Source organism: Mycobacterium sp. PTI7, assembly GCF_056679845.1.
Window position 1 is genome coordinate 2451293 of the sequence record NZ_CM155252.1, and the last position, 15378, is coordinate 2466670.

A 15378-nucleotide genomic window follows, 5' to 3' on the forward strand; every position below is an offset into this window, starting at 1 on the left:
GTCCGCATAGTAGGTTGCACGCATGAACAAACTGGAAGCCAAGCTGTCCGCCGTCTCACCGGCGATCCTGAGCGTGTTCCGCATCGTGTTCGGCCTGCTGTTCACCATCCACGGGACGCAGAAGCTGTTCGCCTGGCCGGTCGCTGCCGCCGGTGGCGGTGCCGTGCCCGTTGGTACGTGGCCGTTCTGGTTTGCCGGCCTGATCGAACTCGTGGTCGGCGTGCTGCTGCTGATCGGTCTGGTGACGCGTCTCGCGGCGTTCGTCGGCTCGGGCGAGATGGCGTTCGCCTACTTCACGCAGCATCAGCCAACGGCGTTGTGGCCCATCGAGAATGGTGGCGAGCTGGCGGTGCTCTACTGCTTCGGCCTGCTCCTGCTCGTGTTCACCGGCGGTGGCGCGTACGCCCTCGACGCGATGCGGCAGCGGACGGTGCGCAAGCGCTAGCCCCCACGCGGGAGTGGTACGTCGGTACGGTTGGTGACATGACGCAACCCGTCGAGCAGCGCCTGACGTCCTTTGCTCCCGTGGCCCTCACCCTGTTCCGCGTGGTGCTCGGATTGCTCTTCACCGTGCACGGCGCGTCCAAGCTGTTCGCGTGGCCGATCGACATGGGCGGCGGGGCACTCCCAATCGGCTCGTTTCCGGGGTGGTGGTCGGGCCTGATCGAACTGGTCGCGGGCGTGCTGATCATGTCCGGGCTGTTCACCCGCATCGCGGCGTTCATCTCGTCGGGCATGATGGCGGTCGCCTACTTCTGGAAGCATCAGCCAGAGGCGTTGCACCCGTTGGAGAACGGCGGCGAGTCGGCGGTGCTCTTCTGCTTCGGGTTCTTCCTGCTGGTGTTCACCGGCGGCGGCGCGTACGCGCTGGACTCGATGCTCGGCCGTCGACGCACGGCCTAGCCGTCGAGGGCGAGGTCCCTGCGGAACCGCTTCATGCCGTCGACCTTCTCCGCGAACGTCGCCTGCGGGCCCGAGTAGAACATCCACGGCATCGTGATGATGCCGGTGATCCCGGCGGCCTCGGCGCGGGCGAAGTGCTCGGGCGTGAAGGCGTCGGTGAGCGGCGTGATGACGGTGTAGTCGTCCATCGTCAGTCCCCGATCGGCGCGCAGACCGCGGATCTTCTCGACCGATTCGATCGCGCGGGCGGTGTCGATCAGGTCCCCGATCCAGCCGTCGTTGCGCGCCGCCCGCCGCAGAGCGACGTCCGACAGACCCCCGACGTAGATCGGGATGTGCGGCGGCGTCGGCTCCATCTCCAGGCGCGGCGTCGTGTAGAACTCGCCGGCGAACTCGGTCCAGCCTGGCTGCCACAGCGCGCGCATCAGCTCGAGCATCTCGTCGGTGCGCTTGCCGCGGCGGTCGAAGCGCTGCCCCATCAGGGTGAACTCCTCCTCGCACCACCCCACGCCGATGCCGAGTTCCAGCCGGCCCTCGGCGAGGCACGCGGCGGTGCCGATCGCCTTGGCCGCCGAGTACGGGTCCCGCATGGCGGGCAGGTACACGGTGGTGACGAACCGCAGCCGCTCGGTCACCAGGGCGATCGCGCCGATCATCACCCACGGGTCGGGCCAGTGGGTGAACGCCTCCCACCGCCGCGAACCGTCCTTCGTGTACGGGTAGGGCGTCGCGAGCGTCTCGAGGTTCACGACGTGGTCGGGGATGCCCATCCCGTCGTAGCCGAGGTCGTCCGCGGCCTTCGCGACGTCGACGACCTCCTTGACGTCGAGGAACGCGGTGCTCACGTAGAACTTCACGACAGGAACCTCATCCGGCATCCCTCGCCCACGCCGGCCTGATGAACACCCCGTCCGCCTCCACCGTCCAGCCGTCCGCGTCGCCGAGGTAGCCGCGCGCATAGGTCTTGATGCCCTCGGTGCGCTCGATGAACGCCTCCGCCCGCACCGGGCCCAGCGGCGTCCCACGCAGGTAGCGCAGCGTGATGGTCCCGGTGAACAGCGGCTTGGTGAGCCCGTCGCTGGCCGCCTCGCCGAGCAGGTGGTCGAGCACCAGCGCGCAGATGCCGCCGTGCACGAGTCCCGGCGGGCCCTCGTAGGCGGCGCCCAGCGTGAATTCCGCCCAGCACCGGCCGTTCTCGCCCGCGTGCTGGATGCGCATCGGCGGCGCGATCGCGTTGCGCAGTCCCACCGCCGGGTTGGCCCACGCCAGCGGCCGGCCCGTCCCCGCGTGACGCAGCGTGGACGTGGTGTCGCGGCGCACGCGTTCCAGGGTCTCGGTCGCCGAGTCGATGGCGGCCCGGGCCTCGCCGATGGCCCGGTCGTCGACGCCGGTGCGGATGCCCGCGTCGATCAGCCTGCGCATCGACTCGGTGAGCGGCTCGTACAGGGCGCGCAGACGGTCGTACTCGTCGGCGGCGATCAGGTCGAACGGGAACTCACTGGCCGTCATCAGGCTCCGAAGATCTTGCGCACCACGGTCTTCGCACGACGCGTGACCCGCAGGTAGTTGTCCAGGAATTCGCCGCCGTCGCCGTTGGGCCAGCCCGCCGCCACGGCCACCGCGTTGAGCTGCCGGCCCGGGCCGGGCAGCTGGTCGGTGGGCTTGCCGCGCACCAGCACCAGCGCGTTGCGGGCCTTGGTGGCGGTCAGCCACGCCTGCCGCAGTAGGTCCACGTCGCCCTCGGCGATCAGCTCGGCGGCGCCGATGGCGTTGAGCGTCTGCAGCGTCGACGTGTTGTGCAGTGCGGGGATGCGGTGGGCGTGGCGCAGCTGCAGCAGCTGCACGGTCCACTCGATGTCGGCGAGCCCGCCGCGGCCGAGCTTGGTGTGCGTGTTCGGATCCGCGCCGCGCGGCAGCCGTTCGGCGTCGACGCGGGCCTTGATGCGCCGGATCTCGCGGACGGCGTCACCCGACACCCCGTCCGGCGGGTAGCGGATGTCGTCGATCATCAGCAGGAACCGCTGTCCCAGTTCGGCATTGCCGGCGACGCAGTGCGCGCGCAGCAGCGCCTGCACCTCCCAGGCCTGCGCCCACTGCGCGTAGTAGGCGCGGTAGGACGACAGCGTGCGCACCAGCGGGCCGCTGCGGCCCTCCGGTCGCAGGTTGGCGTCGACCTCGAGCGGCGGGTCGGCGCTGGGGGTCCCGAGCCGGGCGCGGACCTGTTCGGCGATGCTCACGGCCCACTTCACGGCGACGGCCTCGTCGGTGCCCCCGACGGGCTCGCAGACGAACAGGACGTCGGCGTCCGAGCCGTAGCCGAGCTCGAGCCCGCCGAGGCGGCCCATGCCGATGACGGCGATCGTGGCCGGTGGCCCGCCCGCCGGGGTGTTGGCCCGGGTGACGACGTCGAGCGCAGCCTGCAGCACCGCCACCCAGACCGTGGTGAGCGCGGTGCACACCTCGGTCACGTCGAGCATGCCGAGCAGGTCGGCCGACGCGATGCGGGCCAGTTCCCCGCGCCGCAGCGTGCGCGCGGCGGCGATCGCCTTCACGGGATCGGAGTACCTGCCCGCCGACGCCACGAGCGCCTTCGCGAAGCCGTCCGGTTGTACGTCGAGCAGCTTGGCGCCGTTGGGCCCGTCTGCGTACTGCCGGATCACCTCGGGCGACCGCATCAGCAGGTCGGGCACGTAGGCCGACGTGCCGAGGATCCGCATCAGCCGCTTGGCCACCGCACCCTCGTCGCGCAGCGCCGCCAGGTACCACCGCTGCTCGATCAGTTCCTCGCTGATCCGGCGGTAGGCCAGCAGCCCCGCGTCCGGATCCGGTGTGTCGGAGAGCCAGTCGAGCAGCGTCGGCAGCAGCACCTGCTGCACGCGACCGCGTCGGCCGCCGTTGGTGGAGAGCGCGGCGAGGTGGGTCAGCGCGCTCTGCGGGCTCTCGTAGCCGAGTGCGGCGAGCTGACGCTCGGCGGCCTCGGTCGACATGCCCGCCGCGGCCAGGTCCACCGACGCTCCGCCCACCGACTCGAGCAGCGGCTGATAGAACAGCTTCGCGTGCAGTCGCGAGACGCGCAGGCTCTGCCGCTTCAGCTCCTCGCGCAGCACGCCCAGCGAGTCGTGGCTGCCGTCGGGCCGGATGTGCGCGGCGCGGGCCAGCCAGCGCATGGCCTCCTCGTCGCCCGCCTCGGGCAGCATGTGCGTGCGCTTGAGCCGCTGCAGCTGCAGCCGGTGTTCGAGCAGCCGCAGGAACTCGTACGACGCGGTCAGGTTGGCGGCGTCGTCGCGGCCCACGTAGCCGCCGGCGGCGAGGGCGGCGAGCGCGTCCACCGTGGAGGAGACGTGCAGCGAGTCGTCGGTGCGGCCGTGCACCAGTTGCAGCAGCTGGACGGCGAACTCGACGTCGCGCAGGCCGCCGGTGCCCAGCTTGATCTCGCGGGCCCGCACGCCGGCGGGGACGAGTTCCTCGACGCGCCTGCGCATGGCCTGCACGTCGGAGACGAAGTCCTCGCGCTCGCACGCCGTCCACACCATCGGCATCAGCGCCGCGGCGTACTCCGCGCCCAGGTCGAGGTCGCCGACGGCGGGGCGGGCCTTGAGCAACGCCTGGAACTCCCAGGTCTTGGCCCACCGCTCGTAGTAGGCGACGTGCGCCTCCAGGGTGCGGACCAGCTGACCCTGCTTGCCCTCCGGCCGCAGCGCCGCGTCCACCTCGAAGAAGGCGTCGTTCGCGAACCGCATCAGCTCACCGGCGACGCGGATGTTGAGGGTGAGGCCCGACTGGGTGGCGTCGTCGGCGACGAAGATGACGTCGACGTCGCTGACGTAGTTGAGTTCCCGCGCCCCGCACTTGCCCATCGCGATGACGGCGAGCCGGGGTGGGGTGTCCGTGCCGCACACCTTGCGCCGGGCCAGCAGCAGGGCCGCCTCCAGTGCCGCGTCGGCGAGATCGGCGAGGTGCTCGCCGACCGTCGTGAAGGCCAGGACGCGCTCGTTCTCGACGGTGGGTGCGACGTCCAGCGCGGCCAGCACCAGCAGCCGGTCCCGGTAGAGGCTGCGCAGCGTCGGCAGTGCCGTTGTCTCCGTGGCGCTTTCGGCGGCGGCGAGGAAGGTCTCGCGCAGGTCGGCGGCCGACGGCAGGTCGACGGGCCCGGCGAGCAGGTGCCACGACTCGGGCTGCGCGACGAGGTGGTCGCCGAGCGCCAGCGAGGATCCGAGGACGCCGAAGAGCCTGCCGCGCAGCGCCTTGTCCACGATCAGCGCGTCGCCGAGTTCCCGCCAGCCGTCACCCAGTTCGTCGGCGATGCGGACGATGGCACGCAAGGCCTCGTCGGCGTCGGGGGCGCGTGAGAGCGACCAGAGCAGTTCGACGTGCGCGTCGGTGGTCCAGCCGAGCCGGTCGAGGTCGTCGCGGGCCGTCGGTGCGACCAGTCCCAGCCGCCCGACACCGGGCAGCGTGGGGCGCTGCGTGGCGGGTTTGGGCACGACCCGACGTTATCGCACGGCGGGTCCGCCTCGGACGGGCAGACGCCCTACAGCGAGAGGTACGCCTTCAGCTCGAACGGCGTCACGTGGCTGCGGTAGTTCTCCCACTCGGTCCGCTTGTTGCGCAGGAAGAAGTCGAAGACGTGCTCCCCCAACGCCTCGGCCACCAGCTCGGAGTTCTCCATCTCGGTGAGCGCGACGCCGAGGCTGCCGGGCAGTTCCTTGTAGCCCATGGCGCGGCGTTCCTCGGGGGTGAGGGTCCAGACGTTGTCCTCGGCCTCGGGTGCCAGCTGGTAGTTCTTCTCGACGCCACGCAGTCCTGCGGCGAGGAGCACCGCGAAGGCGAGGTAGGGGTTGCACGCGGAGTCGGGGCTGCGCACCTCGATGCGGCGCGACGACGCCTTGCGCGGCGTGTACATCGGCACCCGCACCAGGGCGGAGCGGTTCGCCGCACCCCAGGACGCCGCCGTCGGGGCCTCGCCGCCGTGCACGAGTCGCTTGTAGGAGTTCACCCACTGGTTGGTGACGGCGCTGATCTCGGTGGCGTGTTCGAGGATGCCGGCGATGAACGCCTTGCCCACGTCGGACAGCTGCAGCGGGTCGTCGGAGGCGTGGAAGGCGTTGGTGTCGCCCTCGAACAGGCTCATGTGGGTGTGCATGGCCGAGCCGGGATACTCGGCGAAGGGCTTGGGCATGAACGACGCCCGCACGCCCTCGGTCAGCGCGACCTCCTTGACGACGTAGCGGAACGTCATCACGTTGTCGGCCATCGACAGGGCGTCGGCGTAGCGCAGGTCGATCTCCTGCTGGCCCGGCGCGCCCTCGTGGTGGCTGAACTCGACCGAGATGCCCATCTGCTCGAGCGCGTCGATGGCGTGCCTGCGGAAGTTGGGCGCCGAGTCGTGCACGGCCTGGTCGAAGTAGCCGCCGTTGTCGGCGGGCACCGGCGTCGCGTCGTCGGGGCCGGGCTTGAGGAGGAAGAACTCGATCTCGGGGTGCACGTAGCAGGAGAAGCCGAGGTCGCTGGCCTTGGCCAGCTGACGGCGCAGGACGTGCCGCGAGTCGGCCCAGGAGGGCGACCCGTCGGGCATCGTGATGTCGCAGAACATGCGCGCCGAGTGGTGCTTGCCGCCGCTCGTCGTCCACGGCAGGACCTGGAACGTGGACGGGTCGGGGCGGGCCACCATGTCGGCCTCGGACACCCGGGCGAAGCCCTCGATGGACGATCCGTCGAAGCCGATGCCCTCCTCGAACGCGCCCTCGAGTTCGGCCGGCGCGATCGCGACCGACTTGAGGTATCCGAGGACGTCGGTGAACCAGAGACGGACGAACCGGATGTCGCGTTCCTCCAGCGTGCGCAGCACGAATTCCTTCTGCCGGTCCATGTGCGGAAGCGTATGCACCGGCTGTTAAATCCGTGTTACGTGCTGGAAACCCGTTCCATTTCGCGGTGTTCCGCTCAGCAGCGGAGGCCCGCCGGCGGCAGCGTCGAGTCGACCAGGAACGTCACGACCGCCGGGTCCACGCAGGCGTCGCCGTTGAACACCACGGTGTGCTGCGTGCCGTCGAACGTGATGAGCGAGGCGTCGAGCTGCCGGGCGAGGTCGACGCCCGCCTGGTACGGCGTCGCCGGGTCGTGCGTGGTCGAGACCACCACCACTTTGCCCGGTCCCGGGGACGCGACGTCGTGCGGTTGCGAGGTCGCGGGCACCGGCCACATCGAGCACGGGTCGCGCGGCGCGTAGCCGGTGAACTCCCCGTAGGCCATGAACGGCGCGGCGGCGCGGGCCTGGCGGTCGGCGTCGGCCCACACGGCGGGGTCGGTGGGGTACGGCGCGTCGACGCAGCGGATCGCGGTGAACGCGTCCTGCTGGTTCGTGTAGTGCCCCGCCGCGTCGCGCTCCTGGTAGTCGTCGGCCAGCAGGAGCAGGTCGCCGGGATCGGTGCCGCGGGACAGGCCGAGCAGTCCGCTGGTGAGGTACTTCCAGTACCGCTTCGTGTACAGCGCGTTGACGGTGCCCGTGATCGCGTCGGAGTAGCTCAGCCCACGCGGGTCGCTGGTGGGTGCCGGCCCGTAGACGAGCGGGTTGACGAGCTGGTGGTAGCGGGCCACGAACTGGCTCGGGTCCTGCCCGAGCGGGCAGTCGGTGGACCGGGCGCAGTCGGCGGCGTAGTCGTCGAAGGCCTGCTGGAAGCCCGCGAGCTGACGGATGTTCTCGGCGATCGGATTCGAGCCGGGGTCCACGGCGCCGTCGAGCACCATGGCGCGCACGCGCTCGGGGTACAGCTCGGCGTAGCGCGCACCGAGTTCGGTGCCGTAGGAGAAGCCGAGGTAGTTGATCTGGTTCTCGCCCAGCGCGGCGCGCACGACGTCCATGTCCCGAGCGGTGGACGCGGTCCCCACGTTGGCGAGGAAGTCCCGGCCCGACTTGTCGAGGCAGCCCTGGATCATCGTGGCGTAGACGGATTCGATCGCGGCGACGCCCGCCGGGCTGTAGTCGGCCATCGGCTCGCGCCGGTAGGCGTCGAACTCGGCGTCGCTGCGGCAGCGCACCTGCGGGGTGGAGTGCGCGACGCCGCGTGGGTCGAACCCGACGAGGTCGAAGCGGCGGGTGATCTCGGTGCCCGCGAGCCCGGCGGCCATCCCGGCGACGGTCTCGACGGCCGACGCGCCCGGTCCGCCCGGGTTGACCATCAGCACCCCGATCCGGTCGCCGGTGGCCGGCACGCGGACGACCGCCAACTGGGCCTGCGGGCCCGTGGGATTCGCGTAGTCGACGGGTACGCCGACCGTGCCGCACTGTGCGGTGGGGATGGCTGCGGCGTCACCGACCAGCGCGGCGCAACTCCCCCACAGCGGCGGTTGGCCGTAGGCCTGCACCGCTTCGCCCTCGGGCGCCGCCGACGCCGACGGACCCGCCATGACGCCGACGACCGCCATGGTTCCGATGACGAGCGGTACCAGAATTCGTCTTGCCACCCGCCACATGGCGATCATGCTCGCACGCAACGGGCTTCGCGGCCGCATCCGCTGTGCAGCGGTGACTGGTCGGCAACCGGACGGTGATGCTTCGGTGACCTGCCGACCGGCGCGTCAGCGAACGGTCAGCAACGAGCCCCGGCCGGCGGCACGGCGCCGTCGATGAGGTAGCGGGTCGCGATGTCGTCGACGCAGCGGTCGCCCTGGAACACCACGGTGTGCTGCGTGCCGTCGAACGTCAGGAGCGCGCCGCCGAGTTGCTTGGCCAGGTCCACACCCGCCTGGTACGGCGTGGCCGGGTCGTTGGTGGTGGACACCACCAGCGTGGGCGGCAGCCCGTCGATCTTCAGTTCGTGGGGCGTCGACGTCGGCGGTACGGGCCAGAACGCGCACGTCCCCATCGGGGCGTTGCCGGTGAACTGCCCGTAGCTCATGAACGGCGCCACCTCCCGCGCCCGCCGGTCCTGCTCGATGATCTTCGCGCGGTCGGTCACCGGCGGCTCGTCGACGCAGTTCACGGCGACGCGGACGTCGGTCGAGTTGTTGTAGTGCCCCTCGGGGTCGCGGCCCATGTACAGGTCGGCGAGCGCGAGCATCGTGTCGCCGCGGCCCGCCTTCAGTTCGGAGAGGGCCTGGGTGAGGTGGCGCCACAGGTTCGGCGAGTACAGCGGCAGGATGGTGCCGATGATCGCGTCGCCGTAGCTGAGCCCGCGCGGGTCCCTGGTCTCGGCGGGCGCGGCGACGAGTGGGTCGACGAGCGTCTTGTAGACGTCGACGGCCTTCGTCGGGTCGGTGCCCAGCGGGCAGTCCGGACTCTTCGCGCAGTCGGCGGCGTAGTCGTTGAACGCGGTCTGGAACGCCGCGGCCTGGCGGATGTCCGCCTCGAGCGGGTCGGCATTGGGGTCGACGGCGCCGTCGAGGATCAGGGCGCGCACCTTGTCGGGGAACTCCTCGGCGTAGGCGGCGCCGATCCGGGTGCCGTACGAGTAGCCGAGGTAGCTCAGCTTGTCGTCTCCGACGGCCACGCGGATGGCCTCGAGATCCTTTGCGACGCTGGCAGTTCCGACGTTGGCCAGGAACTCGTCGCCCATCTTCTCGACGCAGCGGTCGACGAAAGCCTTCGTCTCGGACTCGATGTGCGCGACGCCCTCGGGGGTGTAGTCGACCTGCGGGTCGGCCCGCAGACGGTCGTTGTCCTCGTCGGAGTTGCACCACACCGCGGGCGTCGACTTGCCCACGCCGCGCGGATCGAAGCCGACGAGGTCGAAGCGCTCCCGCACCTGCTGCGGCAGGCTGCCCACCACCGAGGCCGCCGCGGTCACACCGGACTCGCCGGGGCCGCCGGGGTTGACGACGAGGGATCCGATCTTGTCTCCCGTGGCGGGGAAGCGGATCAGGGCGAGCTGGGCGACGTCGCCGTCGGGCTTGGCGTAGTCGACGGGGACCGACAGCATGCCGCACTGGGCGCTCGACGGGATCGGCACGTCGGCGGACTCGTCGGTCTCGCACTGCGACCACTGGACGGGCGACCCCGGCGGCGGGGCGCCCACGATCGCGCGCCCGTCGACCAATTTGCTGCAGCCGGCCACCACGATCATCACCATGGCGGCCGCGAGGACCCCGCTCTTGAGGTTCATGGCTGCCCATGCTGCCATGACCCGACATCGGCGCAGCTGAGGGCGTACGCGCGCGCCTACTTCGTGGAGGCCACCAACTCGTCGAGAGCGACGCGGAAGTCGTCGGCCATGTCCCACAGGTCGGGCAGCAGATCCGGGCAGGAGATCAGGCCGACGTCGAGCGTGCCGGTCAGCGACATCACCGTGATGTTGAGGCCGGAGCCGTGGAAGATCGGGCCCAGCGGGTACATGGCCTTGACCTCGGCGCCCAGGAAGTACAGCGGCACCTGCGGCCCCGGCACGTTGGAGACCACGAGGTTGTGGACGGGGCGGGCCCCGCTGAGGTTGCTGCGGGCGTATACGCGCATCGCCACCCCGAACACCGCGGGCGCGGCGAACTGCGCCCAGTCCTGCAGCAGCGTGGCACCGATCGCCGTACTGTGTTGCTTCGCAAGTGAATTGGCCTCCGAGATGGCCTTGATGCGCTGTCCCGGATCCTCGATGTCGGTCTGCAGGCTGGCGAACATGCCGGAGACCTGGTTGCGCCCCGGCCGGTCGGACTTGTCGTGGACCGACACGGGCACCATCGCGACGAGCGAGCTGTCGGGCAGCTCGTCGGTGTCGAGCAGGAAGCGCCGCAGCACCCCGGAGACCAGTGCCATCACGACGTCGTTGACCTTGACCCCGTAGTGGTTCTTCACCATCTTGACGTCGTCGAGGTCCAACTGGGCGAAGGCGACGTTGCGCCGGGCGGTGACGTTGACGTTGAACCGCGTCTTCGGGGCGTTGAGCGGCGCCGCCATCGACTGGCCGTTGCGGGCCCGCTTCACGGTGTCGACCACCGTCGACACGGTGGCGGGCAGCACGTTCGCGAGCTTCATCGGGCGGGTGGCGAACCGGATGGCACCGCCGATCGCGATCTCCAGGTCCGACGCCTGTCCCACGCCCGCCACCGGGTCCGGCGGCGGCGGATCGGGTTCGGTGGCGCACAGCTGCGACATCAGGTTGGCGCCGGTGACGCCGTCGACGCCGGAGTGGTGCACCTTGGTGAGCACCGCGAGCCGGTCCTCCCCCTCGCCGTCGAGGCTCGCGACGTTCTCGATGACCCACATCTCCCACAGCGGCCGGCTGCGGTCGAGGGTCAGCGACGCGATGTGCCCGCAGATCTCGGCGAGTTCGGCGCGACCACCGGGCGACGGCAGTCCGATGCGGTGCAGGTGACGTTCGAGGTCGAAGTCCTTGTCCTCCACCCGAACCGGGTGATCCAGGTTGAGCCGGTTGTCGGCGAGCTTCTCCCGGAACTCGGGCATGGCCTTGATGCGGATGGCGAGCGCGTCGCGCAGCCGGTCGAACGAATAGCCGCCGGGAATGGTCGCGGGATCGATCTCCAGCACCGAGCAGACGTGCAGCGGCTGCGCGGGTGTCTCGAGGTACAGGAAACTCGCGTCGAGACCGCTCAGCCGTTGCATGTCGCCGATGGTAGGCCGGGGTGGCACGCGAGGTGTGAGGAAATCCACTTCACCCGCGGTTCATCTTCGGCGCCCCGGGTGCCACACTTGTGGGGTCAGTACGACCCGGGGACCCGAGATCGGGCCTCGAGGACGCCCGACCAGATAGGGACAATGATGTCTGAGCAGACGATTTACGGTGCTGCCACCGATCCGGCCCCCGCAGCGGCCAAGCCCCGCACCAAGGTGCGCACCCATCACCTCCTGAAGTGGAAGTCCGAAGGCCACAAGTGGGCGATGCTCACGGCGTACGACTTCTCCACCGCGCGCGTCTTCGACGACGCCGAGATCCCGGTCCTGCTGGTCGGCGACTCCGCGGCCAACGTGGTCTACGGCTACGACACCACGGTCCCCGTCACCATCGACGAACTGATCCCGCTGGTCCGCGGCGTGGTGCGCGGCGCACCCCATGCGCTGGTGGTCGCCGACCTGCCGTTCGGCAGCTACGAGGCCGGACCGCAGCAGGCGCTGGAGACCGCGACGCGCTTCATGAAGGAGACCGGCGCGGCGGCGGTCAAGCTCGAGGGCGGTGAGCGGGTCGCCGCTCAGATCGCCACGCTCACCCAGGCCGGCATCCCGGTGGTGGCCCACATCGGCTTCACGCCGCAGAGCGTCAACGGCCTCGGCGGGTTCCGGGTGCAGGGCCGCGGAGATGCCGCCGAGCAGACCGTCCACGACGCGATCGCCGTCGCCGAGGCAGGCGCCATCGCCGTCGTCCTCGAGATGGTGCCCGCCGAGCTGGCCACCCAGATCACCGGCAAGCTGACCATCCCCACGGTCGGCATCGGCGCGGGCCCGAACTGCGACGCCCAGGTGCTGGTGTGGCAGGACATGGCCGGCATGACCGCGGGCCGGACCGCGAAGTTCGTCAAGCGCTTCGGCAACGTCGGCGACGAATTGCGCCGTGCCGCAACGGAGTACGCCCGCGACGTGGCGACCGGGGCGTTCCCGGCCGAGGAGCACTCCTTCTAGCTACCCGAACGTCGGCGCACGCTTGCCGACGAAGGCCGCGATGCCCTCCTGGCCGTCGGCGGAACGCGCGCAGTCGGCGATGTAGCGCGCCTCCAGCTCCATCTGGCTCTCGATGCCGTTCGAGAAGGTGTCCAGCAGCAGCCGCTTCACCGCGGCGTTGGACGTGCGTGACGTCGCTGCCATCTGCCCGGCCAGCTCCTCGGTGCGCGCGCCGAGATCGGCGTCCGGGACCACCTCGGTGAGCAGGCCCCAGTCGAGTGCCTCGGCGGCGGTGAGCGTGCGGTTGGCCAGCATGAGCTGCTGGGTGCGACGGATGCCGATCAGGCGGGGCAGGTAGTACGACGAGCTGCCGTCGGGGCTCAGACCGGCCTTGGTGTACGCCATCGTGAACTTCGCGGACTCGGCCGCGATCGCCAGGTCGCCGGTCACGGCGAGGCTGAACCCGGCGCCGGCGGCCGTGCCGTTGACCGAGGTGATCACGACGGCGTCCATCCGGGCGAAGGTCGACAGCGCGCGGTGCAGGTCGGCGGCGATGCCCTTGACGAAGGTCCCCGCGTCGGGGGCGGCGGCCATGGCCTTGAGGTCGCCGCCGGCGCAGAAGAACCGTCCGGCACCGGTGATCGTCACGACCTTGGTCGCCGCGGTGTCGCAGAGGGCGGCGGCGACGGCCAGTTCGCGGGTGAGGACGTCGTTCATGCCGTTGGCGGCGTCGGGCCGGTTGAGCACGATGGTGGTGACCGGGCCGGTCTCGGTGAACGTCAGCGTCTCGAATTCGGGCATGCGCAGCACGGTATCGCACCCTCCTTACGGGCCACGGAGCATGTGTAACGTCCGCCCTGGTGCCGCCCCTGCGGGCCGGACCGCGGCGGTGCCGTCCGTTCACCTGAATGTGGCACCCTGTTCACGGATTTGAGCCCACCGTTCCCCCCCGACCGAAGGTGAAGATGGCCGACAAGCGCAAGGCGTCCCGCCACACCGAGATCGAACGCAAGTTCGCCGTCACCGGTGAGACCGTGTCCCCGTCCTTCCAGGGCCTGTCCGTGATCGGACGGGTGGACCGGTCGGAGCCCCAGCACCTCGACGCCGTCTACTACGACACCGAGGGCCAGCACCTCGGCGAACGCCGCGTGACGCTGCGACGGCGCACGGGCGGACCCGACGCGGGCTGGCATCTCAAGCTGCCCGCCGGGGCCGACGCGCGCACCGAGGTGCGGCTGCCGCTGGGCGACGGCGACGCCGTGCCCGACGAGTTGCGCGACGTGGTGCTCGCCATCGTCCGCGACCGCGACCTCGTCCCCGTTGCACGCATCTCGACGGTCCGCACCGTCGACGTCCTGTTCGACCAGTCGGGGTCGCCGGTGGCCGAGTTCTGTGACGACCAGGTGACGGCGTCGGCGGTCGGCGGGGACGAGCAGACGTGGCGCGAGTGGGAACTCGAACTCGCCGAGGGCGCCGATCCCGGGCTGCTGGAGCGGCTCGCCGCGCGGCTGCTCGACGCCGGTGCCACACCGGCCGGCCACGGATCGAAGGTGGGCAAGGTGCTGGCGGCCACGGCGCCGGAGCGACGGCCGCCGAGCGACGACCCGGTGCACCGGGCGGTCGCCGAGCAGATCGAGGAACTGCTGGTGTGGGACCGCGCGGTCCGCACCGACGCCTGGGACTCCGTGCACCAGATGCGGGTGACGACCCGCAAGATCCGCAGCCTGGTCAAGGGGTCGGAGGAGTCCTTCGGCCTGAACGACGACGCGTTCGTGCTCGAGGAGTTGAAGCTGCTCGCCGGCGTGCTGGGCGTGGCGCGCGACGCCGAGGTGCTCGCCGAGCGCTACGAGAAGTCGCTCGACGCCCTGCCCGACCACCTGGTCCGTGGGCCCGTCCGGACCCGGCTGATCGACGGCGCCAAGCGGCGCTACGAGGCCGGCTGGCGGCGGTCGCTGACCGCGATGCGCTCCGAGCGGTACTTCCGGATGCTCGACGCGCTCGACGCGCTGGCGTCGGCCGAGCCGGTGACGTCGGAGTCCGGCGAGCCCCCCAAGCAGACCACCGTCGAGTCCGCGTACCGCAAGGTGCGCAAGGCGGCCAAGGTCGCGGAGCAGGCGAAGGCCGATCCCGATCTCTCCCCCGAGGAGAAGGACGAGGCGCTACACCGTATACGCAAGAGCGCGAAGCGACTTCGCTACACCGCGGCCGCCACCGGCAAGGGTGACGTGGCCGACGGCGCGAAAGCCATCCAGTCGCTGCTCGGCGATCACCAGGACAGCGTCGTCAGCCGCAAGCACCTGCTGCACGAGGCCACCGCCGCGCACGTCGCGGGCGAGGACACCTTCACCTACGGGCTGCTGTTCAGCAGCGAGGAGCAGGTCGCGCGGTCCGCCGAGGATCAGCTCGACGACGTGCTCAAGCGGTTGCGCAAGGCGGCCGGCTGACCGAGCCGGTGGCGGGCGGACGAGTTGGCCTGTAAGCCGGATTCTGTTCCCCGCCACCGTTGCCGGTGCCGGGGCGGCGACCATCCATCTGGACACACCGTCACCGGGTGCCTCGAGCGGCCTACCCGCAGACTCGGGCGAGCAGCCCTCGGACGCCTGCGCAGCCGCAACCAGGTTGCGGCCTTCTTGGCCTTGCTTCGGGTGGGGTTTGCCTAGCCACTCCGGTCACCCGGAATGCTGGTGCGCTCTTACCGCACCGTTTCACCCTTACCTCCACCGGCCCGAAGGCCGGCGGCGGCGGTCTGTTCTCTGTGGCACTTTCCCGCGAGTCACCTCGGATTGCCGTTGGCAATCACCCTGCTCTGTGAAGTCCGGACTTTCCTCGAACTACGGGCGAACCCGTGGTCCGCGGCCGCCCGGCCAACTCGTCCGCGCCGATCACCGTACTCCGGTCGGTGCGTCGGCTACCACCTCGCCTTTCGCCGAGACGAC

12 protein-coding genes and 1 other RNA gene are annotated in these 15378 nt (G+C 70.6%); 4 read left to right on the forward strand and 9 right to left on the reverse strand.

All coding sequences use genetic code 11. The features are described 5' to 3' along the window. Window positions 1–22: 22 nt before the first annotated feature. Window positions 23–445 (forward strand): DoxX family protein, encoded by a 423-nt coding sequence (locus AC1MEY_RS11830; RefSeq protein ID WP_480230810.1) that lies wholly within the window; start codon window positions 23–25, stop codon window positions 443–445. A gap of 38 nt (window positions 446–483) precedes the next feature. Beyond that, complete coding sequence (locus tag AC1MEY_RS11835) at window positions 484–903, forward strand: DoxX family protein (RefSeq protein WP_480230811.1); 420 nt, start codon at window positions 484–486, stop codon at window positions 901–903. Here AC1MEY_RS11835 and AC1MEY_RS11840 read toward each other — a convergent pair. The 7 genes from AC1MEY_RS11840 to AC1MEY_RS11870 all read right to left on the reverse strand — a co-directional run bounded on the left by AC1MEY_RS11840 (window position 900) and on the right by AC1MEY_RS11870 (window position 11452). Beyond that, window positions 900–1760 (reverse strand): TIGR03619 family F420-dependent LLM class oxidoreductase, encoded by an 861-nt coding sequence (locus AC1MEY_RS11840; protein WP_480230812.1) that lies wholly within the window; start codon window positions 1758–1760, stop codon window positions 900–902. The genes AC1MEY_RS11835 and AC1MEY_RS11840 overlap by 4 nt on opposite strands. Window positions 1761–1770: 10 nt before the next feature. Then, on the reverse strand, window positions 1771–2412 hold the full coding sequence (locus AC1MEY_RS11845; RefSeq protein ID WP_480230813.1) for a PaaI family thioesterase: 642 nt from the start codon (window positions 2410–2412) through the stop codon (window positions 1771–1773). Then, entirely contained in the window at window positions 2412–5387 is a 2976-nt protein-coding gene (locus tag AC1MEY_RS11850) for a bifunctional [glutamine synthetase] adenylyltransferase/[glutamine synthetase]-adenylyl-L-tyrosine phosphorylase (protein ID WP_480230814.1), read from the reverse strand. Before AC1MEY_RS11850 ends, AC1MEY_RS11845 begins: the two co-directional genes overlap by 1 nt. A gap of 47 nt (window positions 5388–5434) precedes the next feature. Beyond that, a complete protein-coding gene (locus AC1MEY_RS11855) occupies window positions 5435–6772 on the reverse strand; it encodes a glutamine synthetase family protein (RefSeq protein WP_480230815.1) in 1338 nt (445 codons plus the stop codon). A 74-nt stretch (window positions 6773–6846) separates the two neighbouring features. Beyond that, on the reverse strand, window positions 6847–8385 hold the full coding sequence (locus AC1MEY_RS11860; protein WP_480230816.1) for an alpha/beta hydrolase: 1539 nt from the start codon (window positions 8383–8385) through the stop codon (window positions 6847–6849). 107 nt (window positions 8386–8492) lie between these two features. Continuing rightward, window positions 8493–10004 carry an alpha/beta hydrolase gene (locus AC1MEY_RS11865; RefSeq protein WP_480230817.1) on the reverse strand — a complete coding sequence of 504 codons (1512 nt, stop codon included), beginning with the start codon at window positions 10002–10004 and terminating at the stop codon, window positions 8493–8495. Between the two features lie 56 nt (window positions 10005–10060). Next, window positions 10061–11452, reverse strand: coding sequence for a WS/DGAT/MGAT family O-acyltransferase (locus tag AC1MEY_RS11870; protein ID WP_480230818.1), 1392 nt, complete (start codon window positions 11450–11452; stop codon window positions 10061–10063). A gap of 156 nt (window positions 11453–11608) precedes the next feature. Here AC1MEY_RS11870 and panB point away from each other — a divergent pair, with 156 nt between their 5' ends. Then, window positions 11609–12463, forward strand: a complete 855-nt coding sequence (gene panB / locus AC1MEY_RS11875) for a 3-methyl-2-oxobutanoate hydroxymethyltransferase (RefSeq protein ID WP_480230819.1) — start codon at window positions 11609–11611, stop codon at window positions 12461–12463. Here panB and AC1MEY_RS11880 read toward each other — a convergent pair whose 3' ends face one another. Then, window positions 12464–13243, reverse strand: coding sequence for an enoyl-CoA hydratase/isomerase family protein (locus AC1MEY_RS11880; protein WP_480230820.1), 780 nt, complete (start codon window positions 13241–13243; stop codon window positions 12464–12466). A 164-nt stretch (window positions 13244–13407) separates the two neighbouring features. On the opposite strand from AC1MEY_RS11880, the gene AC1MEY_RS11885 reads away from it, so the two are divergent. Continuing rightward, window positions 13408–14886 carry a CYTH and CHAD domain-containing protein gene (locus tag AC1MEY_RS11885; RefSeq protein ID WP_480230821.1) on the forward strand — a complete coding sequence of 493 codons (1479 nt, stop codon included), beginning with the start codon at window positions 13408–13410 and terminating at the stop codon, window positions 14884–14886. 16 nt (window positions 14887–14902) lie between these two features. Here the strand turns inward: AC1MEY_RS11885 and rnpB are convergent. Then, window positions 14903–15314: RNase P RNA component class A (gene rnpB, locus AC1MEY_RS11890), an RNA gene on the reverse strand. Between the last annotated feature and the right edge of the window lie 64 nt (window positions 15315–15378).

Coding starts and splice junctions, on each gene's coding strand:
- AC1MEY_RS11830 (WP_480230810.1), top strand. CDS start 23: ATGAACAAACTGGAAGCCAAGCTGTCCGCCGTCTCACCGGCGATCCTG.
- AC1MEY_RS11835 (WP_480230811.1), top strand. CDS start 484: ATGACGCAACCCGTCGAGCAGCGCCTGACGTCCTTTGCTCCCGTGGCC.
- AC1MEY_RS11845 (WP_480230813.1), bottom strand. CDS start 2,412: ATGACGGCCAGTGAGTTCCCGTTCGACCTGATCGCCGCCGACGAGTAC.
- AC1MEY_RS11855 (WP_480230815.1), bottom strand. CDS start 6,772: ATGGACCGGCAGAAGGAATTCGTGCTGCGCACGCTGGAGGAACGCGAC.
- AC1MEY_RS11860 (WP_480230816.1), bottom strand. CDS start 8,385: ATGATCGCCATGTGGCGGGTGGCAAGACGAATTCTGGTACCGCTCGTC.
- AC1MEY_RS11865 (WP_480230817.1), bottom strand. CDS start 10,004: ATGAACCTCAAGAGCGGGGTCCTCGCGGCCGCCATGGTGATGATCGTG.
- AC1MEY_RS11870 (WP_480230818.1), bottom strand. CDS start 11,452: ATGCAACGGCTGAGCGGTCTCGACGCGAGTTTCCTGTACCTCGAGACA.
- panB (WP_480230819.1), top strand. CDS start 11,609: ATGTCTGAGCAGACGATTTACGGTGCTGCCACCGATCCGGCCCCCGCA.
- AC1MEY_RS11880 (WP_480230820.1), bottom strand. CDS start 13,243: ATGCCCGAATTCGAGACGCTGACGTTCACCGAGACCGGCCCGGTCACC.
- AC1MEY_RS11885 (WP_480230821.1), top strand. CDS start 13,408: ATGGCCGACAAGCGCAAGGCGTCCCGCCACACCGAGATCGAACGCAAG.